This is a genomic window from Lysinibacillus sp. G4S2, assembly GCF_030348505.1.
GTDB lineage: Bacteria > Bacillota > Bacilli > Bacillales_A > Planococcaceae > Lysinibacillus.
The window spans coordinates 395,511-417,872 of the sequence record NZ_JAUCFJ010000002.1 but is presented as its reverse complement, the minus strand read 5'-3'; the positions used below and the strand labels follow the sequence as shown (position 1 = coordinate 417,872).

Here is a 22,362-nt window from a genome sequence, read left to right as displayed (position 1 = left end):
GTACTACTAGATCGTCTTTTAGTTTTAGATTTAGATTATCTTTTTTCTTCTACTTGTAATCCTTTAATAATCAGTGATCGAACTGGTAAGAACTGCTCTCCTGTGTCACCATAAGTGAGAATTACATCATCTCCTTCTTGTAAATAAATTGCAAGTGGTTCTGTTTCTGAACTTACTACATAGTTTTCTCCGTTATCTAGTAAAAATGATGCAACTGTAAAGTCGCCGAGACGTTCTTTGTATACGCGAAGCACCTTTCCACTTGCATTTTTTTCTTCGGCATGTGAGCTGCCTTCAACCGTATTGCCACCTCGACTTAAGGCAGTTTTATACAATTTTAATGCCTCTTTAGGAGTTGGCGCATAAACGGAAATTTCAGGATTTGCCGCGGACACGATGAAATAATTTTGTAAGAAACCATTTGAATCAAGCACCGCTGTTAGCCAACTAGCTTCACCGTAGAAGTTATACAATACTGGCATTTTCCCAGTCCATTTTTTCTCGATAAATTTCTTCTCAATTATTTGCAAATTACCTTGTGAATCCATATAAGAAGAATCTAAATTTCCTGTATAATAGGTTGCTTCACCTGTTCGAGCATTTGTTAATGAATAGCCAAGCATCGAATCGACACCCTCTTTAGGACTCGTAAAGTCTGTGAAATAATACATATCACCTTTCTCGTCAAAAATTGGGCTGACATTTGACTCTGTTCCCTCATCAGAAGGAAGTTTTACATCTTTCTTACCAAATCTACTGTTCCAAAATCCGTGAACATAATTACCGAAATAGCTATTTTGTAAACTTACTGTCTCAGGCGAAACTGCTCCGTCAATAAACTCTGGGACATCTGCTAGCTTAATCACCTCAGATTTTCCTGTCAGCGCATCTACAAGCACTATCCCTTTTACATCGAAGCCATTACGTCCTGTAATAAAATCACCGTATGATTGGATGTAATATGGCTTACCTTCATCATCCACTTCAAGCTGTACATCCCCGTAAAAAATAAGGTAAGGATTTTGTAAACGTATATGTCGCTCTAAATTTGCATTTAAGAAAGCAGAAGGAACATACTTCATTTCTTGCTCAACAAATTTAGGATTATCCGCTGAATCCGTTGCACTCATGGTAAAGTAACCAGGTGTCGTCCCACCATTCATCCATTTAAAAAAGCCTGAAAACTCAACTGGAGCTATATAAACATACTCGCCATTTACTTTTTGAATTTGTAGGCGTCCTAACTCATAATAACTTGTATTCGGTACTTGCCCGAACGCTTTTTTCATCTTATTACGCGCAAATTGAGGAGGCACACTAGCTGGCGTTTTTGTTTCATCAAACGGTTTTATTTCAACCTCTTGCTTCATGTCAGCTGATTTGAATTTTTCGTTAGCATTCCATAAAGGTGCTGATAATACATACACTGCAATACCTAAACTAGCTAAAAATAAAACACCTTTTATTTTTCTCTCAATGCCACTTGCAAGAAGCGCACCACCTAATGTTAATAGAATAATAGCTGGCCAAAAAGCAAGCCAGTTTACGTCCATTTTTGTCACATATACTGTTATACCTGTAGCTAAAAATCCTAGCACAAATACACCTATAAAGAAGTATCCAATTACCTTTTTAGATCCGTCTTCTCGCTTTTTCGTTATAAGCGGTGTTAATAAAACACTCGCAATTAGTCCAATAATTGCCGAAGCTACTATTAGCTTGGTCATTTCGTTCACCCTCTCTTAGCTGACTGTCTACTTATTTACGGCTACATATCAAAAAAGTTTCATACATAAGATGCGTATAGTAAACTCTTTATATAGCATCTAAAACTTTGTATAAAGGAAATTGTAACACAGATAAAGAATTTTAAAGAAAAGGAGCTGAGAAGTTTGTCTAAAAAAATATTAATACCATTCATTATTTTGTTTGGCCTCTATTATATTTTTTTCTTTTCCCATATTGCAGAAAGCTTGAAACTTGTCTTTAAAGTCATTCCAATGCTTTTAATCATTATTTTAGCGGCTACTCCAAAAAATTTAGGCATTAAAAAATATCAACTACTGATTGTCATCGGACTTGTGTTTTGTATGGTCGGTGATTATACGCTCCAGTGGTTTCTAGTTGGGCTAACAAGTTTCTTAATCGGACATATTTTTTATATCCTTGCCTTCTCTTCTACGAATGAACGACAAGTACCCACTTGGGCGAAGATTGTATTACTTGTTTATGGAGGAAGCATGGCTGTGTGGATTGTAGGTACAGTGTTTTCATCAGGAGAGGTCGTTCTTGGTTTCGCAGTAATTGCCTATATTTCGGTTATATTAACGATGGGTTGGACTGCAATTCGAACAGGTTCCACTCTTGCAACAATTGGAGCTATGCTATTTATCGCATCAGATTCCTATTTAGCTATTGATAAATTTGTTATGCCTTTACCATTTTCACACGAGTTTATTATGCTGACATATTATAGCGCCCAAATACTTATTGCGTTAAGCATCCTTCAATATTCCGAAATCCGAAGTAAAGTGTTACAATAATATCAATTACGCCTCGGCATAATTGCGTCCGAAGGCTTAAAGAAGTTACACATACACATTAGGAGGCCATACTTATGAAAGAACAAGTAATCGAGCGTTTAATTCGTTATGCAAAAATTGATACACAATCTGATTTCACAAGCGAAACAACTCCTTCAACACAAAAACAATTTGACTTATTGCATGTACTAAAAGATGAACTTGCTGCAATAGGCTTAACTGACATTACATTAGATGAAAATGGTTATTTATTTGCAACACTAGAAGCAAATACAGATAAAAATGTGCCTACTATTGGTTTTTTAGCGCATGTCGACACTACAACAGATTTTACTGGCACAAACGTGAATCCACAGCGCATTGACAATTATGATGGTGGAGATATTCAGCTAAACGAAAATCTAGCGATGTCGCCAACAGATTTTCCTGAGCTAAAAAATTATGTAGGTCAAACGTTAATTACAACGGATGGTACGACATTATTAGGCGCTGACGATAAAGCTGGTATCGCTGAAATTATGACTGCCATGGAATACTTAGTAAATAATCCTTCGATTAAACATGGTAAATTACGTGTAGCCTTTACGCCTGATGAAGAAATCGGCCGCGGCCCTCACAAATTTGATGTAGCTGCATTTGGAGCCGAATATGCTTATACGATGGATGGCGGACCTCTTGGCGAGCTACAATACGAAAGCTTTAATGCAGCAGGTGTAAAAGTCGTGACAACAGGTACGAGTGTACACCCTGGTTCTGCAAAAAATAAAATGGTCAATGCGATTACAATGGCGATCGCCTTCCAAAATGAAATGCCTACTGATGCAGTACCAGAAAAAACAGATGGCTATGAGGGCTTCATTCACTTAATGGGCTTTAAAGGTGCTATCGAGCATACTGAGCTTTCCTATATCGTTCGTGACCACGACCGTCAAAAATTCGAGGCGAAAAAACAATTAATGCTTGATGCTGCGGCAAAAATTAAAGCTCAATATGGTGAAGATGCTTTAAGCATTACAATTGAAGATCAATACTATAATATGGGCGAAAAAATTGAGCCTGTAAAAGAAATCGTTGACATTGCACGCATAGCAATGGAAAAGTTAGATATTACTCCAATTACATTACCAATCCGTGGCGGTACTGATGGTTCACAGCTTTCTTACATGGGCTTACCAACACCAAATATTTTTGCAGGTGGCGAAAATATGCACGGTAAATTCGAATATGTATCTGCGGAAACAATGGAAAAAGCAACACAAGTTATTATTGAAATCGTACAGCTATTTGAAGAACAAGCAAAATAGTAATTGCGAAGAAGGGTCTGCCCCTTCTTCGTAATTTTTTTGAGATAAATAACTGAATTTTCAAATTAAATAAAAGGTTTTGAGGTGAATTTTAATGAAAGAGATTGCATTAGGCGTTTTAGCCTCACTATTTTTTGCTGTTACATTTATATTAAATCATGCAATGGAAATGCAAGGGGGTAGTTGGCTATGGAGTGCCTCTCTGCGCTATTTCTTCATGCTTCCATTTTTACTTGCCATCGTCTTTTATCGAAAAGGCTATTCCCAACTATCAGATGAAATGAAAGCACAACCAGTACCTTGGCTGCTTTGGAGCTTTATTGGGTTCGTTTTGTTCTATGCACCACTAACATTTGCAGCAGCATTCGGCCCAGGCTGGCTCGTTTCTGGAACGTGGCAATTGACAATTGTCGCTGGCGTATTACTAGCCCCCCTATTTGTTTCAGTAGTGGCTGGGAAAACTGTACGTCAAAAAATACCGCTAATTTCATTACTAATTTCATGTGTCATTTTAGTCGGCATTTTTCTTATTCAAATACCACAGGCACAGTCCGTTCCATTCAAAAGTTTAATGCTTGGCATTTTACCTGTAGTAGTTGCAGCATTTGCCTACCCTCTTGGTAACCGCAAAATGATGGAAATCTGCGGCGGACGCATCGATACATTTCAACGCGTACTAGGCATGACCATCGCCTCGATGCCCGCATGGATTATTATGGCCATTTATGCACTGGCGACGGTCGGGCTTCCTTCAAGCAGCCAAGTGATGCAATCGTTGCTTGTAGGTATAAGCTCTGGTGTCATCGCGACAACTTTATTTTTCATTGCAACTGACCGTGTTCGCGATCATCAAGGCAAACTTGCCGCAGTTGAAGCAACACAATCCACTGAAATACTTTTTGTCATTATTGGTGAAGTATTATTACTCGGCATTGCATTCCCAGATCCAATTGCTCTTACCGGTCTAGGCGTCATTATTGTTGGTATGCTATTACATAGTTACTACACGATGATACTAGGGAGAAAAAGTGCTGTCTCTTCATAGCAGTCCGCACACAGTGGGCTGCTTTTTTCGCGGAATTTGGAGTTTATCGGACTATTTTGGGCATTTATCGGAACAATAATCTCCCCCACGTTGTGATGAGGATTTCATTTTTATCGAAAAGATTTGAAGATTTATCGGAACATAATCTCATTTTATCGGAACAATTGCAGTTTCTTATAATTTGAAAATCATTGTTTTAGATGTTCCTACTACTTCATAATCTTTAAAGCCTAATTTGTTGTAAATATTAATTGCAGAACTATTTTCAAGGTCTACACTAAGAGAAAGGGTATGATATCCATCATCCTTTGCTTGTTGAATTATTTTAAGCATAAGTGAAGTTCCCAAGCCCCTTCCTCTTACCTCTTTCGAAACAGCGATTCCTATTTCAGGCGTATTGCAATCAATGTAACCATAACTTTTATTAGTTTCATCAAATAATCTATACCAGACTGCACCAATCATTTGATTTTCTCGGTTGAAGGCAATCAAAGCTTTGTCTCCCACTTTCCCCCAACCTTCATGATATTTCTTTATGTCAGGCGAATTTAGCAATGCCTCTTTTGATGGTTTATTTTCAGGAATGTGTATTGATTCATATAACATATCTTGAAAGAACTCAAACTCGTTTTCATTACCTTCGAAGTTTTTAATAGAAAACATGAAATAATCCCCCTTCCTGCAACTATATGCATTCAGGGGTATTATATATTAAATTGTAATTTTTGGAACGATATATACATTGATTGGAGTGAAGGCTGGGTGACTCCTTGGGGATCAGCGTCACAGATGACCCCTGCAGCGCACTCTTACCTAGCAGAAACAGAAATCACCCCACGTTACGTTGACGATTTCATTTTTATAGGAATACTTTGGGCATTTATCGGAACATTCTCTCGTTTTATCAGAACAATTGCAGTTTCAATCCCCCAAAAAACGACTCAATCACAATGGATGAGTCGTCTGAAGATTTCACGTTCCCAAAAAATGAGGGGGGTTTTAGGAGCGTCTATCATGAACTAGCAAACTTCTGGAGAAAAGTAGCTAAAGTTCATCCTCCCTACACTGTATTGTAGAAGAGGAATAATCTTTATACGATAATGATAATCATTATCAATTAAAATGTCAACATTAATCTGAAAATTTTTTAAAGTTTTTAATGACTACACCTTTTGTAATTGCAAATAATTTAAGCTATAGAGGTTTCGATAACTAAAACCAACCTTTCAGATATGTTTAATTAATTTTACTATATTGCATTCCATTTGTGAAGCAAAAATGATTAATTTATAATTGAAGCAGAAGATTGAAAGAAAAGGTGATGACAATGCCAGCATTAACGATGGATCAAGTTCGACAATTGAATTCCTATAGCATTTATACAACAGAACCAAAGCGAACATTATTTACTTTAGCAGATATACATAAAGACTTTTACCATCCTGACTTTTTAAACCTGATGATGGGAATTACAGATGCAGCAACGGAAACGGCCGCTATTTCTCACTTTGCACGCCGCTACGGTATGTTTTTCGCTATGCAACTATACATGCTTGCCGCCTATGACGAAGTGTGGGATGGTAAACCAATCGAGCTTCGCTTTGATGCAGCAAAAGAATTCAACAGCTTTACAGTCGCTATGTTTGTAAACCCAAATGATTGGCGTTATGTCGATGAAGATGAACGCCAGGCAGTTATTGAGAAGATCTTATATGATGGGCATGTTATCGTTCAACAGCTTCGTAAAGTAACGTCTATTTCCCCTCTCACTATTTGGGAGAATTTCTTTGGATATTTACTTTGGCACTATCACATATTGCTTTCTAATCCTGGTTTAGCCGATCAAGCCATGGAGGATATTGAAGCTTTAGAGGATCCTAAAACGTGGGCTCGTTTCTCTAACAAATCGTGGTGGGCACAATATACAGGAGGTCAAAGTCCAACTAATTTAGTGAACGTTCCTGTACGAAAATCATGTTGTTTTTCTAAAGATATACCTGGTTTAATGGCATGTGGCTTTTGCCCGATTAAATAATACCACCGTATATAATAACCAATACAACTTTCAATGAAGATACAAAGGGAATGGAGAGAATTTACAACGCAATCAATCTCATTATCGTCTGCTGGAATGTTCCGATCCACTGAACATTAGCGCGCTATAAAGCAGACGTCATGAAGTACAAATACCGTTCCCTTTTTTTCGAAAGAATCAAATTTGTAAATAATGTGATAGGAAAGGATTAAAAGAATTGCACACTTACACAAATAGTTGAGGATTTAAGGGCTGATAACCCTACATTAAAGTATTTTAGTTTTCACCTTCTTAAAAAAGAATTACGTGCTAAAAACATTAAGACGAATTTCTAAAATGGCCCAATACTTCTTATACAAAAAAGCCCCCCTCCAGTCACATTGGAGCGGGGGTTATTAAACGATTTTGATGAAAATACATGTTTCTCTATGTATGGAAAGAAAAAACGCTTCAAATCAAAAATTATAAGCGAGCTTTTTTCAATAAAACAAATATATCAACTAGTTTCTTTCGGTAGTAATTGCTTCAAACGTTCATCCAAACCAGAAACTTTTAAAGGCTGAATGGCTTTTAAAAATTCACGGACATTCGATTTAGTCTCAATTTCAAAAACAACCAAATAGCAACAAAAGTCCAGTAGCGTATCATGTTGAATGAGCACACTTTCCTCAGCCTCATCTACAGTTATACATAGCTTTGAATCCTGTATAATCTCTCGGATGTCATAATCATTGCTAAAAATGATGGAAGCCCCTAATAACATGGCAGCGGCTAAACAATGCATTTCACCTAAATCGTTTGTATGTTTCAGTGGCCGACCTTCTCTTTTTTTCTTTTCATTTTGATCATCAAACCCTTGTTTCACATCTACTAAGTATCGATTATAGATTTCATATATATCATCTGATAATGTAACTTCATCATCAGGATCAAATAGTATCCAACCGTCTTTTAACTTAGCGTCTACATTTTGCTTTACCTCGTTTAACAACAGTTCATCATACACCATTTTATGAATATAGACCTCATCATATAATGCATCAATCAATTGGAATACGTTAATTATCTTGTATTCTGTTGCAAATATTAATATGTTGGAGTCTATCAATACTTTTCCTTTACGTTTCTTCATCGTTTTCCCCCAGATACAGCGTTTTTTGGTACTGCTCAGCTTGTTTGGGAGCAAACTTTGCCAATTTATTTGCGGCAATTAAAGTATCCAAGCCTATGTGCTCAACATTTTGTTTAACGACATCTTCATAAGCCTTAAAACGGGTCTCTTTCACAGGTTCATCTAAATTCGAATATGGAAACCCTAACTCAATCCGGCTGTCTCTCCACTCATGCTCTGTTCTATTTGCCAACGAACTAGGTATTGTATATCCTAATTCTTTTACTCTGCGAACCATAGCTAAATATGGTACCTGGGCGAAATCTGAAAGATGAATTATGCAACTTTCGATATCATTTAGTTCTGAAAGTTTGTTCCACAAATCTTTTATTAACGCTTTTGGAAGCATTATTGCAGCTGCAAATCGATCCGCAGCACGTTCATGATCAAAAAACTCGTTATCTAAATCTTTGTACTTAGTTAAATGCCACAATTCATGTGAAGCTGTGAAATACCTCGTCCGCAACGGATGATATGTGTTTAAAGCAATAAATTGTTCTTCATTTTCATGGGTTACTGCTACACCAAAGAACTCTTCATCTTCAACGTATTGATAAATAACATTTGCGTACTCTGCCAAAATATGTTCAATTTGACCACCTATAAATAAATCATGTCCATATTTATCATGTAAAAAACTTGTTGCAAATGCCTCCGCTAATACTTCAGCTTGTTCTTTTCGTTCCAACATCTTCCACCTGCTCTTTTAATCCAATATAGTCTTCGATAGCAAACAATAAAGAGTCCAGCTCTCTACGAGAACGTCGATTAGTTAACTTTCCTCTTAAATTTACAGTTAATTTATCTTTTGTTATAACTTCTGATTCCATTAGCTCTTTTGTAGTTAAGTTCATTATTTTTGCTATTTGTTCTATTCTTTCAGGTTTAAGAGTTCGCTCTCCTTTCAATATAAATCCTATTAGTGACTTACTAATCCCCATTTGATCAGCTAACCATTGGTAAGACTTACCCTCCGATTCCAACCATTTCTTCACTCTGGTAATAACTACCTCATATGTGTTCATTCCTAATCGCTCAACTCCTGTCTACATAAACTGTACAATATTTTGTAGATGTCTACAAATATTTATTTTTTAATTCTTTCGTATCAGCTGTATTATTTCTTTTTAGACAACTTTAGTTTCTTGCCACATCATAATTAAGGACTGCTAATATCCCCTCCAAAAATCTAGACTTTCAATTTTTAATTATGAATCGGTTGGTGAAAAGCAAATGGCCACATACTCCAATATGCAACTTGGAACATTTGCAGTTAATGCGATTACAACAGCAGCAATATGTCATCCTCTTATGCCAGATATTCCAGCAGGAGACAAAGGAATATCTTTTGATGGTCATATAGACGTAATGAAAGATGCGTCAGAAAGAAAGGATGCTTTTTTAGGGAAGGTTCCTGTTCAAGTTAAAAGAACTGGCGTTAAACATTTTTCAGGTCTCTACATAACCAGTGGAGCAGTTCTATTTGTTGTAGAGGTAGACGACAAAACCAATACAAAAATATTCTATAGACCAACTATTACCCTTCGAGCTGAAGATGATAATTAATGACTATGGACATCAAAAAATGCGAACGATAGATTTACACGAATTGGATCGAACAACAATTTACTTTGTATGTAAAGGTTTTTTACCTGAATCTCATAAGCAATCAACTAGTCTCATATCATTCCCATTTTGGACGCTTTTAATTCCATCAATTTATTTTGTTTAAATTGTGTAATGGCCTACGATACAACCAATCGGTTAGATTTTTTATACTTGGCAGACAATATTTACTCACTTCATAAAGACGATTAATAGATAAAGATGAAAATATAATTCGAATTAATCAATTACAAATTAAAAAAAGAATAAACATCAAGTCGAATTTCTAATATTCTACCCTTACAAAAAAGCCTTCCCTCTCACAATAAGTAAAAGGTAAGGCTTTTTACTGTTATTTATTTTTCATAAACGACGAACCAATCATTTTGATCCTCATACATAGAAGTACCTACATAGCCCTGCTTTAAAAGCTGTTGCTGACCAACTGTATCCCCCATCGATATTGTCTTCTTTTCTGTACAGGTTGATAGCTCTTGTCGCAAGTCTTTATAGAAAATGTAACGTAGCTTATCTACATACTTAACTTTTAATCCCTTTACCACTAATCCTTGAGAAAATTTATCTTTTAAGCTTGGGATATTATATGGCTTTACGGTTGAGCATACATAATCATATTTGTCTAAATCGATATGACTCATGACCACTTTGGCTAATGTTTTTTGTAGACCATAGCCACGATATATTGGTGAGACATTCGATATTTCTTGATATAATACGCGATTAAATTCATCCTCGGCAATTCCACAATCAAAGCCAAGGTGCTCATCATCGACAGGAGGATTTAATAGTGCACGGAAGGCAATTAACTCCTCACCGACGTAAGCACCTATCATCATGCCATTGCCTTTTAAAATATAGTTAAATTCTTCAGTGCTTAATGGCTGTAAGATACTTCGGTCTTCTAAAGATTCATACACCTCAAGCTGTAATTTCTCAATTTCCTCTAAATGTTGAAAATTTAAAGTTGTCACAAAAAACGGCGTTTCACCAAGCTTGCCTTCATAAATTTTTTCCATTTCACCGTCTCCTTACGCTGTTACAACTGTTGAGAATTTACATAATTCTTTAAGAATCTCTTCATCTACGTCCACACCTAATCCTGGTTTTTCATTTAAGCAGATGAATGGGACATCATAGTGTAAGTTTCCGACATCCTTAGAGAATTTTAATGGACCTGTTAATTCTACACTTGTCATTATTTTTTTAGAGAATGCTACATGGAAGCCAGCTGCTGAGCCAACTGATGATTCTACCATTGAACCGATCTGACATTCAATGCCAGCCATTTCAGCCATAACTGCTAGTTTCATAGCAGGATAAATGCCACCGCATTTCATTAATTTAATATTCACCTTATCTGCAGCACGCTTGGCAATAATTTCACGCATTTCGCGTACACCGCGAAGTCCTTCATCAATCATTAATGGTACATCCGATTTTGACTTCACTTCTACCATTCCATCTATATCTTCACTATCTACCGGCTGTTCTAACCAATCGATATTTAGATCCTTTAATGCACGTAAACCTTGTAATGTAGTTGACGCATTGCCCCACCCTTGGTTGACATCCACTCGAATGGCGATGTCTTCACCGACACGCTCACGCACTGCTTTAATACGAGCAACATCACGTGCTACCTCTGTTCCTACCTTCATTTTAAATGATTGATAGCCCATCTCTGCTCTGCTAGCCGCCTCATCAGCCATAGCATCTGGTTCTCCGATGCTTAGTACATGTGTAATAGGGAACTTTTCATGATAGCGTCCACCTAGTAGTTGGTATACCGGAACCTGTAACGCCTTACCTGCAATATCGAAGCAAGCAATATCAAGCGCTGCTTTCGCTGCTGGGACATCCTTCACAACTTTGTTCATTTTATCGTGAAGTTTTTCAAAGGCCATTGGATTTTCTCCAATGATTGCAGGAGCAAGCTGATTCTTTAATACAGCGTATGTACTCTCCCATGTCTCCCCTGTTACGTGCTCATCTGGTACAGCTTCACCGTAGCCTACAATACCTGTGTCTGTCGTAACCTTCAAAATAATAGAAGGCATCGTATCATATGTAGCATAACTGATGATAAATGGATCAATAAGTGGTAAATGGATTGCAAAAATTTCTACTTGTTGGATTTTCATTTTTATCAGTCTCCTGTATAATATAGTTGTCGTTAATACGTCGCTAATTATCGAAAAAATATGGAAGAAAAGGAACATTGCCTATGTCTACTAAAATAGCAGTTATCTGCTCTAAAGCATTTATGGAGCGTATAAATAGTATCGCACAAAACATTAAGAATATTCAATTAGAATTTTATCTTTACACTCAACCTACAGAGGCACCCGTTTTGTTAAAACAAATTAAGCCATGTGATGCACTTTTGTTTGGAGGAACGTTACCCTATTTACATGCCCAATCTGCACTGTCAGCAATGCCAATACCTTGGAATTATATAAAACAAGATGAGACGGCAATTTCTACAACTTTTTTATCCCTTATAGCAAATCATGCAGTGCCTTTAAATAGAATTTCCATTGATGTTATGAACCCAGCTATTGTAGAAAATGTTTTAACAGAAATAGAGTATTTTGGTCCAAAACCGTTTATCCAGCCTATCGCTATCACTAAACCTACTCAATCTATATTGCAACATCATATAGCTTTATGGGAGGCTAACAGTATTGACTTTATCATAACAAGTATTCATAGTGTGTTTGATGAATTACAAGCTCTTCAAATACCTGCAATGCGCATGCTAGATGCAACTAACTCTATTATTCAATGTTTAGAGGAAACGAAATCCCAATCACTTCTTACAAAATCTGAATCTGTTAAAGCTGTTGTTGGACTATTAGAGGCTCCTGAAAATAAACCTATAGACGCTAACATGTTAACGCAAATCACTGCAGCTACCCATTCAACTTATAAACAAATTACACCTTACTCTTTTGAGCTTTATACGACAGCTGGGCATTTGCAAAGGGCACTCGAAAAAGAGAATTTACAGAACTTATTACAGCAAACTGATAAGCCCTTTAAGTTAGCATTTGGTTATGGTCACTCTATTTTTGAGGCTAACCAAAATGCCAAGAACGCATTAACATTTGCTAAACCTTGTGAAGTTTATCTATTAGATGAACATAAAAACTTGCTAGGTCCATACCCAAATTCGGAAGTAAGGCTAGCTTTAAAAACGGATGATCCTTACGTGTTACAAATGGCAAAGCAAACAAGCTTAAGCCCCTTAAACATTTCCAAGATCATTCAGTTTAGCCGAGAGCGCCAATCCGCTCAATTCACGTCACATAATCTTTCAGAGTACTTACAAGTTACACGCCGCACAACAGAGCGCATTATCAAAAAACTAGTGGATCACAGCTATGCTAAAATAGTTGGTGAAGAAATGACCCACCAACAAGGTCGCCCACGCACAATATACGAATTAAACTTTGCAACCTACTAAAATATATAAATTGAAATCTCGCAGATGCTTTTGCATCCGCGAGACTTACCGTTAACTATCAGATAAGAGTGACATTTTAGTTTCTACATTAGTCAGCCATGACCATATTAGCTTCGTCTACTTCTTGCTCTTTTTTGCGTTTCTCAGCTTCTTCCATTTCTTCAGGTGTCAGCTTAACAATCGCAAATCCGATATAAGCATAAAAAATTGAAATGATCGGTACCAAGAAGTTAATAATTGCATATGGCGCATATTCTATAGCGCTTACACCTAATGTTGCTAAAATAAACACCCCACAAGTATTCCACGGGAAGAATACAGAAGTTAGAGTTCCCCCATCCTCTAACGCACGAGATAAGTTTTTCGAATGCAAGCCACGCTCTTGATAAACATTTGCAAACATACGTGATGGAACAACAATTGAAATATACTGCTCAGAACATGTAGCATTCGTTGTAATACATGCAGCAATCGTTGAAGCAACTAGGCTTCCTGTAGATTTAGCAAATTTCACAATAACATTCATAAGTGCTTTTAACATGCCGGAATATTCTAACACCCCACCGAATGTCATAGCTACAATCGTCATTGAAACCGTATTCATCATCGAATCTAAGCCACCACGGTTAAATAACTCGTCCACCATTTCATTGCCAGTTGAAATAACAAATCCTTCTTGTAAAGCATGTACAGCCATTGCAGGCGTGCCACCTTGCACGAAGATTTGTAGTAAGAATCCTGAGATAATTCCAATAATTAAAGCTGGAATTGCAGGTACTTTTTTCGCTACCAAGACAATTACACCAACTGGTACAAGCAATAACCACGGAGAAATAACAAAGCTTTCCTCCATTACTTGAAGTGTTGTTAAAATGCTTTCTGATTTCATTGAGATATCCGCAAAGCTTCTTCCCATAATTCCAAATGCAACGATTGCAATGACTAAAGCTGGAATTGTCGTATAAAGCATATGCTTAATATGCTCAAATAAGTCGGTACCTGTTAAACCCGCCGCGAGATTAGTAGTATCCGATAACGGCGACATCTTATCTCCAAAATATGAACCCGAAATAACTGCTCCAGCAATCATTGGTGCAGGGATTCCCATACTTAAACCAATACCCATACCAGCAACACCGATTGTTGCCATCGTCGACCATGAGCTACCAATCGCCAATGAAACAATTGCACATAACAGCATGATTGTTACTAAAAACCATGCTGGGGAGATTAATTTTAAACCATAAAAAATCATTGTAGCTACAACCCCGCCGCCAATCCATGCACCAATTGTCAAACCTACTAAAATAATAATGACAATTGCAGGTAAAGCTAGACGTATACCCTTATACATCATCTCTTCAATTTCTAACCACTTAAATCCATGCAATTTGGCAACAATTGCCGCTACAGTTGTTCCGATAATAAGTGGTACGTGAGGACTTTGCTCTAACACAACTACTGTTATAAGCATAGCTACAATCATTATTAAAAAAGTTAGAAGTGCCCAACCTGCATTAATTTCCTTTTTCATAATCCCATCCCCTTTTTTGCACCAATTGCCAATCTCAATTATCAAAGACGCAAATATTTTTTTACGTTTTTTAGCATAATATTCAAAAAATTAAAAGTCAACGCAAAAAATTTATGCTTCTCGAGCAATTTCGACTGTTTTAGCGTAAAAAAACGCTTTCAAATAGCTATTACAAACAATGCAAAGCCGCGTATATTCATACATTTCGACAAAAAAGGAAAATAAAAAGGAACTATACCAAAAGAATTTTAAACTTTTGATATAGTTCCCTCTCGCTATCATTATTCATATTCAGGTTTTTTTTCTAGCACACAAGCAAGTACTTTCGCAGCATCAATTAATGCACTTCGCTCAAAAGTCATTTTTGGATGGTGTAATCCCGGTGTTAAATTGGCTCCAATACCAACCATCGTCGCTTTTAATTCAGGTTTTTTAACTGTGTAGAAATGGAAGTCATCACTTCCAGGTGTTGTAATTTCTTCAGCTAGATGCTCTTCACCAAGTGTTTCAATTATTGCGTTTTTAGCCATCCGTGCGGCAGCTGAAGAAACCACAGCACCAGGTGTAAAATCAATCCATTTCCAATCCATCTCAATCTCAAACTGCTGTTGAATCGATTTTAAACCACATCCAATACGGCTACGGAGTAGTTCTAATTGATCATTGTGTTGCGCACGAATATCCATCGAAAAGCTCGCAGTACCCGGAATAATATTTGTACTACCACCATCTGCAACAATTTTCGTTAACTTTGCCGAATGCGGTTCAAATGGTGATAAATGAATACTGTGCAGCATTTGTTGCACCGCCATAATAACATCAATTGCATTTTTCCCCTGATGAGGCCTAGCACCATGGGCATCAGTACCTCTAATCGTTCCTTCTAAAAAATAGGCTGCACCATGATGAATAGCAGGCGATACCTTGCCAAGTGGTAGCTCTTCAATCGGTCTTAAATGAACACCAAATAAATGCGATACGCCATCAACAGCTCCACGCTCAAAGGCTGCACAAGCACCATTTCCAAGTTCTTCTGCAGGTTGGAAAATAAAACGAACACGATGTTGCAGCGGTCGATCCTTCAACTGTAATAAAGCCCCTAGTACCATCGTAATATTGGCATCATGCCCGCATGAATGATTAGCTTGCCATTTCCCATCTACTTCCTGCCATAAAGCATCTATATCTGCACGTACAGCAACAATTTCATCACCTGTACCAATTTCAGCAATTAATCCCGGAACATCACCTAATAAACGATAAGATACGTTTAACTCGTCTAATATCGATGCAATCTTTTTAGTAGTTTCAAACTCCTTCCAGCTAACCTCTGGGTATTTATGAAAATGTTCAAACCATTGATAAATTGTTCCCTCTAACGTTACCGCATTAGACATAACTACACCTCTATACTCATTTTTGTTTCCCATTATACAGGAAACTATTTCATAAAAAAAAGAGGGCAATGACCATAGCGTGTGGGTTGATTTTTATTCCGATAAAAGCTAAAATTGTTCCGATAAAACGAGAAAATATTCCGATAAAACGAGATTTTGTTCCGATAAATCTTCAAAGCATTCATCTTGAGTCGCTGGGCCAACGGATACAAATACTACTCCCAACTTTTATGTAAATAAACAAAGGACTGTGTCAAAAGTATTTTCTACCTTTAGCACAGCCCATCAAATAAATGTTATAAACTTGTAAAAAAACCTTCAGGATATTCTTCATAATGAACCATTGTTATTTGCTCCTCACATTTTCCCTCTTCCATACTAAGCTCCAGTTCCTGATCCATTAAATACGTTTCAAACTTTGAGTTTAACAACTTTTCCATTTAATCACCCCTTTATTTAATTGAATTTTCTGATAAAAGAATTATACAATGACCTTTGTTAAAAAAGCAATAAACGATGCTCATTATGCATAAAAAGTATAAAACCAATCTATATTTTAGATTAAAATTTCATGAGAAAAAGAGATGTATCAAATTACGATACATCCCCCTTTACGGTAAGACTTATAAATTAAGCGCTCGGTACATAAACGTCGTAAATTGTGCACGCGTCAAATTTTCATTCGGTCGGAAATTACCATCTTCATCACCTAACGCAATGTTATGGTCTGCTAGAGCGGCAATATATCCACTCGCCCAATGCGATGGATCGACATCCTTAAACGTACTATTTCCTGTTGGCGTTAAGCCAAATGCAAGCACCATCATTTTTGCCATTTGGGCACGTGTGATATAAGCGTTTGGACGAAATGTCTCGTTTGAACCATCCACAATTCCTGCTCGTTGTAGTCGTGTGATTTGTTCATAATAGGGATGGCTTTTAGGGACATCCGAAAAGGAGACAGACTCTCGAATTGGTATTGGTTGTAATGCACGGTCAATCATAAGTACTACGTGTTGACGTTGCGTCATATCATTTGGTCGGAAAGTGCCATCTGGATAACCTATAATAATGCATCGCTTGGCAACTTCTTTAATCATATCTTGTGCCCAGTTATGATCAATATCCTTGAAAGTAATGTCACAGCCATTACTCTCCTTCATCCATCGAGCATATAATGTTAGGTCTTCTGCAACGACATCTTTTGCAAAATCCCATGCTTTTGTGAATTCTTTATTTTTATACCAGCCGATAAACAAGTAACCTTCCTTCTTTGGATTAGAAGGGGCTTTCACTAAAGCTTTATATGCCACTGTTTGTGAAGGGATTTTACTACCCCCATTTGAATCAAAAGTAACAATATAGTCCTTTGTCCACTTCGAATACAACGTTATGTCTGCTGTTACTTTATCTTTCGCAAAGTCCCATGCATTGTTAAGCGCTGCATCCTTATACCAGCCAACAAATTGATAGCCTTCTTTCACTGGAGTGGATGGTGCTTTCACTAGGTCGTTGAAGCCAACCGTTTGTGACGGCACTTTACTGCCACCATTGGAGTCAAAAGTGACGATATTTAGATAAGATCCTCCTGAACCACCTGAGCCACCGCCCGACGTATTATCCTTTGTCCATTTCGCATACAATGTCACGTTTTGGGTCACTACGCCTTTCGCAAAATCCCATGCTACTGTTAATTCTTTATCTTTGTGCCAGCCGTTAAATGTATAGCCTGCCTTCGTTGGAACAACCGGTGCTTTCACTAGTTCATTATAGCCAACAGTTTGCGATGAAACTTCACTTCCTCCATTAGCATCAAACGTAACGATGTAGCTTTCTTTCGACCACTTGGCATATAGCGTGATATCTTTTCCCACTACATCTTGATTGAAATCCCATGTATCTGTCAGTCCTTTGTCTTTATACCAACCTGTAAATGTGTACCCTTCTTTTACCGGAGTGGAAGGAGCCTTTACTAACTCACCAGATCCTACTGATTGGGATAGAACTTTACTTCCTCCATTGGAATCAAACGTGACTGTATAGCTTTCTTTCTTCCATTTAGCATAGAGCGTGATATCTTCTTTCACTACATCTTGATTGAAATCCCATGCTTCTGTCAGCTCTTTGTCTTTATACCACCCTGCAAATGTGTACCCTTCTTTCACTGGATTGGTTGGAGTTTTTACTAATTTGCCAGATTCTACTGATTGAGAAGGAACTTCGCTTCCTCCATTGGCATCGAACTTGACAATCATATTCCACTTAGCGTAAATAGTCATTGGTTTAGGTATAGAGCAACCCCCATTTTTTGTAAAACCTTCACAATCCCAACTTATTGTATAATCTTCATCTTCAAACCACCCTAAAAAAGGTTTTTCGTAATCATTATCCTTAAGTTGAAGGTAAAAAGAATTTGGGAAAAGCCATTCGAGTTCATCTGCTCCATGGAAAATTACAAAATCTAATTCATTATAAGCAAATGCAAATTGTCCTATATATGTCATTCTCGAAGGTATTTCTACACTTTTTATTTGATTATTACTAAACGCAGCGTCTCTTATTATTGTCACGCTTGAGGGTATTTCTACACTTGTTAATTTATTATTACTAAATACACCGCCTGCTATTGTTGTTATGCTTGAGGGTATTTCTACACTTGTTAATTGATTCCAATAAAATGCATACTCATCTATCCTTGTCACACTTGAAGGTATTTTTAGACTTTTTAATTGATTATGAGCAAATGCATATTTCCCTATTGTTGTCACGCTTGAAGGTATTTCTATACTTTTTAAGTGATTATAAGCAAATGCATATTCTCCTATTGTTGTCACGCTTGATGGAACGTTTACACTTGTGAGCTTTTTTTCATTGTTTCCAAATGCGTAAAATGCCTTGTCCCCTATTTCTATAACTCGTTTACCGTTGATCTCATCAGGAATCTCTATGTCCTTTTGATCTCCGGTCCATCCTATAATGGCAACACCATTGTCTAAATCTTTAGTAACAAAGTCATTGACACTATTATTAAGTGATGTGCTTTCCATCTCATCATCGTTTAATAAAGTGTTTTCATTCTCCATAGTAATCGAGGGTTCATTATCTTCTATGTTGCTATTTAGTGAAATATTATCATTATCATTCGGTTGCACTATGCCATCATCACTATTATTCAGAGTCATAAGATCATCACTCGTGATGGAATCGCTATTACTTTCACTATTACTTCTCGCATAAACAGATAGATTACCCAATGACAATTGAGAAAAGACTAAAAGTATAACAATTAATAGTAAACTTGCTTTTTTCATTTAGAAATCTCCTTTCAAAGCATTGAAAATAATAAAGGTTAGCTACCTTTAATTGGATTACTTTTATTACAGTTATCAACACTAACAATTCTCACAAAAACATACAAATCAACTTTTTCCGGTTTTTGAACATATTTTGATAATCAGTTTAATTGAATTTTTTTCACCTCTAAGTTATGTAGGTGCTTCTTATTCTCTTTCATTTTTCAGCTACAAAAGAAAAAGAATCTACTCGATTCCCTTAGCTTGTAAGTTAAGCAAATTCCTTGTAGACACTACAAAGCATGCACTTACTAACTCAGAAAATGAGCAAATTCTTATTATTTAATATGATAACGGACCTAAGCCCTTTTTACCTCTCGCTTAAGCCGTAACACTCGTTTTACCATTTTGATTGTCATCACTGTCACCTTTATGCTGTGTTACATATTGAATAACAAACATAACAATAAAGATTGCTAACCCTGCCCAATCCGAGAATTTTTCTGGGTAAATAAGCAATAAGCCAGCAGCAATTGCAATAATACGTTCTATCCATAGCATTTTACGGTACCAGTAACCTATTACTCCTGCACCTATAGCTACCATTCCTGTAACGGCCGTGAATACTACCCATAAAATTTCAGGTATTGTTGTATCAATCATTAGCAATGCAGGTGAAAATACGATCATGTATGGAATAATAAACGCTGCAATAGCAAGTTTCGCTGAGTTTACACCCGTTTTAATCGGGTCTCCACCAGATATTCCAGAAGCCGCAAAAGCAGCAAGTGCCACTGGCGGTGTTATATCAGCAATAATTCCGAAATAGAACACAAAGAAGTGTGCCGATAATAAGACAACAACTGGTACTAATTCCTGTGGTGTATTCGGCGATAATAATGCCACAATTGCTGGAGCAGCAATTGTTGACGTAATTACGTAGTTCGCTGTTGTCGGAGCGCCCATCCCAAGAATTAAAGAGGCAATCATAACAAAAATCAGCGTTAAAATAATACTACCGCCCGCTAATTCTACTAAGCTATTAGCTAAACTTAGGCCTAAACCTGTTTTTACAACTACCCCTACGATAATACCTGCACAAGCCGTTGCCGCTACTACACCAAGTGCTGTGCGTGCACCTTCAACTAAACCATCAATAATATCCATTGGCTTTAAACGCGTTTCTTTATCAAACATCGAAACACCAATAGAAATAAGAATACCGTATAGTGCAGCATGCATTACTGGTGTACCTGTTAACATTAAAACGATGATTGCGATAATCGGCAATAGAAGGTAAATTTTCTTAAATACTTCTCGACGATTTGGCATTTGATCATCACGTAAGCCTCTTAAGCCTACACGTTTTGCTTCGAAGTGCGTCATAATCCAAATACCTGTGAAATAGAGCAGTGCAGGTATCGCAGCCGCCTTCGCAATATCCCAATACGTTATTCCACGCCCGATAAACTCAACCATTAAAAACGCTGCGGCCCCCATAATCGGCGGCATTAACTGTCCACCTGTAGAAGCAGCCGCCTCAACTGCACCTGCGAACTCTTTACGGTACCCAAGCTTTTTCATCATCGGAATCGTATACGATCCAGATGTTACTACATTTGCTACGGAGCTTCCTGAAATCATACCTTGAAGCGCACTAGAAAATACCGCTACTTTCGCTGGACCACCAATTAATTTACCCGCAAGAGCTACAGCTAGATCATTAAAGTATTGACCAACACCTGTTTTGACAAGAAATGCCCCAAAAAGTAAAAACACAAAAATAAACGTGGCCGAAACACTAATTGGCGTTCCAAAGATACCATCCGTCGTAAAATACATGAGATTAACAATACTCTCGAAGTCTTGCCCTCTGTGTGCCATAAATGCCGGGAAATACGGTCCGAAATATGCGTATATTAAGAAACACACAGCAATGATTGTAATTGGTAAACCTACTGCACGACGAGCTGCCTCCAGCACCAATACAATAGCTATTAAACCAACGATAAAATCCATTTGTGTAATGGTACCATTACTGTTAATTAGCTCTGTATAATTTACTGTCCAATACGAACCTACTACAATAGATAATACCGCTAAAATATAATCGAACCATGCGATTTTATGCTTTGCCGCTTTTTTTCGAGCTGGGAATAGCAAGAAAATAAGGGTCAAACCAAAACCTAAATGGATTGTACGCTGGATCTGCGCTGGAAACTGACCAAAAATGGCTGTATAAAGTTGGAACAATGAAAATGCTAGTAGTCCAAAGAAAATGACATGTTTCATAATGCCCGAAATCGCTCGGACATTGGATTCAATATCATATTTCTCAAGTATTACTTGTTGCTCTTCAGCTGATATTTGTTCAAATTCTTCTTTTTTTACTTCGTCGTTTGATTTATGCTGAGTTGTCATTTCATCCTTACTCCTTTCCATTGTTCATAAAGCGATAAACGCTTCACCTCAAATAAATAGGATTTTCCCCTTTGTAAATCTTTTTTTAAATCGTATTCATAATCCTCGTATTCTAATACAAGATCTAAATCCAAATCGGCTATATAAATCGTAAAATTTTCAATAACTTCATTGTCAAACTGCAAAAAATATTTACCATTTCGTTCTGTTAATGTTTGATTTTTCTCTGCATAGCTTGGCATGCCGATTGCTAAACTTTCATACTCCATCCCTAACATTTGAATACTTGTTCCATCTACATATTTATAATGTTCGAGTACATCCGTCTTATGGATAGAGTGCGTGTATCTAATTTCGAATGTATCCTCAGATGTTAGTGGTATATAATGCACTAGCGGATCATTTATACGTGTTTCCGTAAATGCAAATACCTTTTGAAGAGGAAGAAAAATGACTATACTAAAGCAAATACATAAAAAAACTAAAACAATTATTAATGTTCTCTTTCGCACTACATCTGTTCCCCC

Annotated in this window: 19 protein-coding genes; 6 read left to right on the top strand and 13 right to left on the bottom strand. The window is 37.0% G+C overall.

Features of this window, described 5'->3' with window-relative positions:
• Window positions 1-35 precede the first annotated feature (35 nt).
• The gene (locus QUF91_RS02395) at window positions 36-1,727 is read right to left on the bottom strand and encodes a hypothetical protein (protein WP_285397364.1); all 1,692 of its coding nucleotides are present in this window, start codon (window positions 1,725-1,727) and stop codon (window positions 36-38) included.
• Between the two features lie 165 nt (window positions 1,728-1,892).
• Between QUF91_RS02395 and QUF91_RS02390 the strand changes: the two genes are divergently transcribed.
• From QUF91_RS02390 to QUF91_RS02380, 3 genes are all read left to right on the top strand, one after another.
• A complete protein-coding gene (locus tag QUF91_RS02390; protein WP_285397363.1) occupies window positions 1,893-2,543 on the top strand; it encodes a lysoplasmalogenase in 651 nt (216 codons plus the stop codon).
• Window positions 2,544-2,617: 74 nt separating this feature from the next.
• Entirely contained in the window at window positions 2,618-3,847 is a 1,230-nt protein-coding gene (pepT, locus tag QUF91_RS02385) for a peptidase T (protein ID WP_289416721.1), read from the top strand.
• 94 nt (window positions 3,848-3,941) lie between these two features.
• Window positions 3,942-4,892: a DMT family transporter gene (locus tag QUF91_RS02380; protein ID WP_289416720.1), complete on the top strand. Its 951-nt coding sequence runs from the start codon at window positions 3,942-3,944 to the stop codon at window positions 4,890-4,892.
• 174 nt (window positions 4,893-5,066) lie between these two features.
• Here QUF91_RS02380 and QUF91_RS02375 read toward each other — a convergent pair whose 3' ends face one another.
• Complete coding sequence (locus QUF91_RS02375) at window positions 5,067-5,555, bottom strand: GNAT family N-acetyltransferase (protein WP_289416719.1); 489 nt, start codon at window positions 5,553-5,555, stop codon at window positions 5,067-5,069.
• Between the two features lie 664 nt (window positions 5,556-6,219).
• Between QUF91_RS02375 and QUF91_RS02370 the strand changes: the two genes are divergently transcribed.
• Window positions 6,220-6,927, top strand: a complete 708-nt coding sequence (locus QUF91_RS02370) for a Fe-S oxidoreductase (RefSeq protein WP_350224353.1) — start codon at window positions 6,220-6,222, stop codon at window positions 6,925-6,927.
• Between the two features lie 496 nt (window positions 6,928-7,423).
• Here the strand turns inward: QUF91_RS02370 and QUF91_RS02365 are convergent, their stop codons facing one another.
• The 3 genes from QUF91_RS02365 to QUF91_RS02355 are packed head-to-tail and all read right to left on the bottom strand — an operon-like array spanning window position 7,424 to window position 9,123.
• Window positions 7,424-8,059, bottom strand: a complete 636-nt coding sequence (locus QUF91_RS02365; RefSeq protein ID WP_289416718.1) for a hypothetical protein — start codon at window positions 8,057-8,059, stop codon at window positions 7,424-7,426.
• On the bottom strand, window positions 8,046-8,789 hold the full coding sequence (locus tag QUF91_RS02360; protein WP_481817449.1) for an ImmA/IrrE family metallo-endopeptidase: 744 nt from the start codon (window positions 8,787-8,789) through the stop codon (window positions 8,046-8,048). Before QUF91_RS02360 ends, QUF91_RS02365 begins: the two co-directional genes overlap by 14 nt.
• Window positions 8,764-9,123, bottom strand: coding sequence for a helix-turn-helix domain-containing protein (locus QUF91_RS02355; RefSeq protein WP_289416717.1), 360 nt, complete (start codon window positions 9,121-9,123; stop codon window positions 8,764-8,766). The genes QUF91_RS02360 and QUF91_RS02355 overlap by 26 nt, the downstream gene beginning before the upstream one ends.
• Before the next feature lie 208 nt (window positions 9,124-9,331).
• Between QUF91_RS02355 and QUF91_RS02350 the strand changes: the two genes are divergently transcribed.
• Entirely contained in the window at window positions 9,332-9,664 is a 333-nt protein-coding gene (locus QUF91_RS02350) for a hypothetical protein (protein ID WP_289416716.1), read from the top strand.
• Between the two features lie 395 nt (window positions 9,665-10,059).
• On the opposite strand, the gene QUF91_RS02345 is transcribed toward QUF91_RS02350, so the two are convergent.
• Both QUF91_RS02345 and QUF91_RS02340 read right to left on the bottom strand, forming a co-directional pair.
• Complete coding sequence (locus tag QUF91_RS02345; RefSeq protein WP_289416715.1) at window positions 10,060-10,740, bottom strand: GNAT family N-acetyltransferase; 681 nt, start codon at window positions 10,738-10,740, stop codon at window positions 10,060-10,062.
• Between the two features lie 12 nt (window positions 10,741-10,752).
• Window positions 10,753-11,865 (bottom strand): mandelate racemase/muconate lactonizing enzyme family protein, encoded by a 1,113-nt coding sequence (locus QUF91_RS02340; protein WP_289416714.1) that lies wholly within the window; start codon window positions 11,863-11,865, stop codon window positions 10,753-10,755.
• An 83-nt stretch (window positions 11,866-11,948) separates the two neighbouring features.
• On the opposite strand from QUF91_RS02340, the gene QUF91_RS02335 reads away from it, so the two are divergent.
• Window positions 11,949-13,190, top strand: coding sequence for a hypothetical protein (locus QUF91_RS02335; RefSeq protein WP_289416713.1), 1,242 nt, complete (start codon window positions 11,949-11,951; stop codon window positions 13,188-13,190).
• Between the two features lie 88 nt (window positions 13,191-13,278).
• On the opposite strand, the gene nhaC is transcribed toward QUF91_RS02335, so the two are convergent.
• From nhaC to QUF91_RS02305, 6 genes are all read right to left on the bottom strand, one after another.
• Window positions 13,279-14,724 carry a Na+/H+ antiporter NhaC gene (nhaC, locus tag QUF91_RS02330; RefSeq protein ID WP_285397350.1) on the bottom strand — a complete coding sequence of 482 codons (1,446 nt, stop codon included), beginning with the start codon at window positions 14,722-14,724 and terminating at the stop codon, window positions 13,279-13,281.
• 281 nt (window positions 14,725-15,005) lie between these two features.
• Window positions 15,006-16,121: an amidohydrolase gene (locus QUF91_RS02325; protein WP_289416712.1), complete on the bottom strand. Its 1,116-nt coding sequence runs from the start codon at window positions 16,119-16,121 to the stop codon at window positions 15,006-15,008.
• A gap of 296 nt (window positions 16,122-16,417) precedes the next feature.
• Window positions 16,418-16,561, bottom strand: coding sequence for a hypothetical protein (locus QUF91_RS02320; protein WP_285397348.1), 144 nt, complete (start codon window positions 16,559-16,561; stop codon window positions 16,418-16,420).
• Window positions 16,562-16,744: 183 nt separating this feature from the next.
• The gene (locus QUF91_RS02315; RefSeq protein WP_289416711.1) at window positions 16,745-19,432 is read right to left on the bottom strand and encodes an InlB B-repeat-containing protein; all 2,688 of its coding nucleotides are present in this window, start codon (window positions 19,430-19,432) and stop codon (window positions 16,745-16,747) included.
• A 363-nt stretch (window positions 19,433-19,795) separates the two neighbouring features.
• Complete coding sequence (locus tag QUF91_RS02310) at window positions 19,796-21,835, bottom strand: TRAP transporter permease (RefSeq protein WP_289416710.1); 2,040 nt, start codon at window positions 21,833-21,835, stop codon at window positions 19,796-19,798.
• The gene (locus QUF91_RS02305; protein WP_289416709.1) at window positions 21,832-22,347 is read right to left on the bottom strand and encodes a DUF1850 domain-containing protein; all 516 of its coding nucleotides are present in this window, start codon (window positions 22,345-22,347) and stop codon (window positions 21,832-21,834) included. Before QUF91_RS02305 ends, QUF91_RS02310 begins: the two co-directional genes overlap by 4 nt.
• Window positions 22,348-22,362: the final 15 nt, after the last annotated feature.

Coding starts and splice junctions, on each gene's coding strand:
- QUF91_RS02315 (WP_289416711.1), bottom strand. CDS start 19,432: ATGAAAAAAGCAAGTTTACTATTAATTGTTATACTTTTAGTCTTTTCT.
- QUF91_RS02335 (WP_289416713.1), top strand. CDS start 11,949: ATGTCTACTAAAATAGCAGTTATCTGCTCTAAAGCATTTATGGAGCGT.
- QUF91_RS02360 (WP_481817449.1), bottom strand. CDS start 8,789: ATGTTGGAACGAAAAGAACAAGCTGAAGTATTAGCGGAGGCATTTGCA.
- nhaC (WP_285397350.1), bottom strand. CDS start 14,724: ATGAAAAAGGAAATTAATGCAGGTTGGGCACTTCTAACTTTTTTAATA.
- QUF91_RS02370 (WP_350224353.1), top strand. CDS start 6,220: ATGCCAGCATTAACGATGGATCAAGTTCGACAATTGAATTCCTATAGC.
- QUF91_RS02345 (WP_289416715.1), bottom strand. CDS start 10,740: ATGGAAAAAATTTATGAAGGCAAGCTTGGTGAAACGCCGTTTTTTGTG.
- QUF91_RS02340 (WP_289416714.1), bottom strand. CDS start 11,865: ATGAAAATCCAACAAGTAGAAATTTTTGCAATCCATTTACCACTTATT.
- QUF91_RS02310 (WP_289416710.1), bottom strand. CDS start 21,835: ATGACAACTCAGCATAAATCAAACGACGAAGTAAAAAAAGAAGAATTT.
- QUF91_RS02355 (WP_289416717.1), bottom strand. CDS start 9,123: ATGAACACATATGAGGTAGTTATTACCAGAGTGAAGAAATGGTTGGAA.
- QUF91_RS02395 (WP_285397364.1), bottom strand. CDS start 1,727: ATGACCAAGCTAATAGTAGCTTCGGCAATTATTGGACTAATTGCGAGT.
- QUF91_RS02320 (WP_285397348.1), bottom strand. CDS start 16,561: ATGGAAAAGTTGTTAAACTCAAAGTTTGAAACGTATTTAATGGATCAG.
- QUF91_RS02380 (WP_289416720.1), top strand. CDS start 3,942: ATGAAAGAGATTGCATTAGGCGTTTTAGCCTCACTATTTTTTGCTGTT.
- QUF91_RS02325 (WP_289416712.1), bottom strand. CDS start 16,121: ATGTCTAATGCGGTAACGTTAGAGGGAACAATTTATCAATGGTTTGAA.
- QUF91_RS02350 (WP_289416716.1), top strand. CDS start 9,332: ATGGCCACATACTCCAATATGCAACTTGGAACATTTGCAGTTAATGCG.
- QUF91_RS02375 (WP_289416719.1), bottom strand. CDS start 5,555: ATGTTTTCTATTAAAAACTTCGAAGGTAATGAAAACGAGTTTGAGTTC.
- pepT (WP_289416721.1), top strand. CDS start 2,618: ATGAAAGAACAAGTAATCGAGCGTTTAATTCGTTATGCAAAAATTGAT.
- QUF91_RS02365 (WP_289416718.1), bottom strand. CDS start 8,059: ATGAAGAAACGTAAAGGAAAAGTATTGATAGACTCCAACATATTAATA.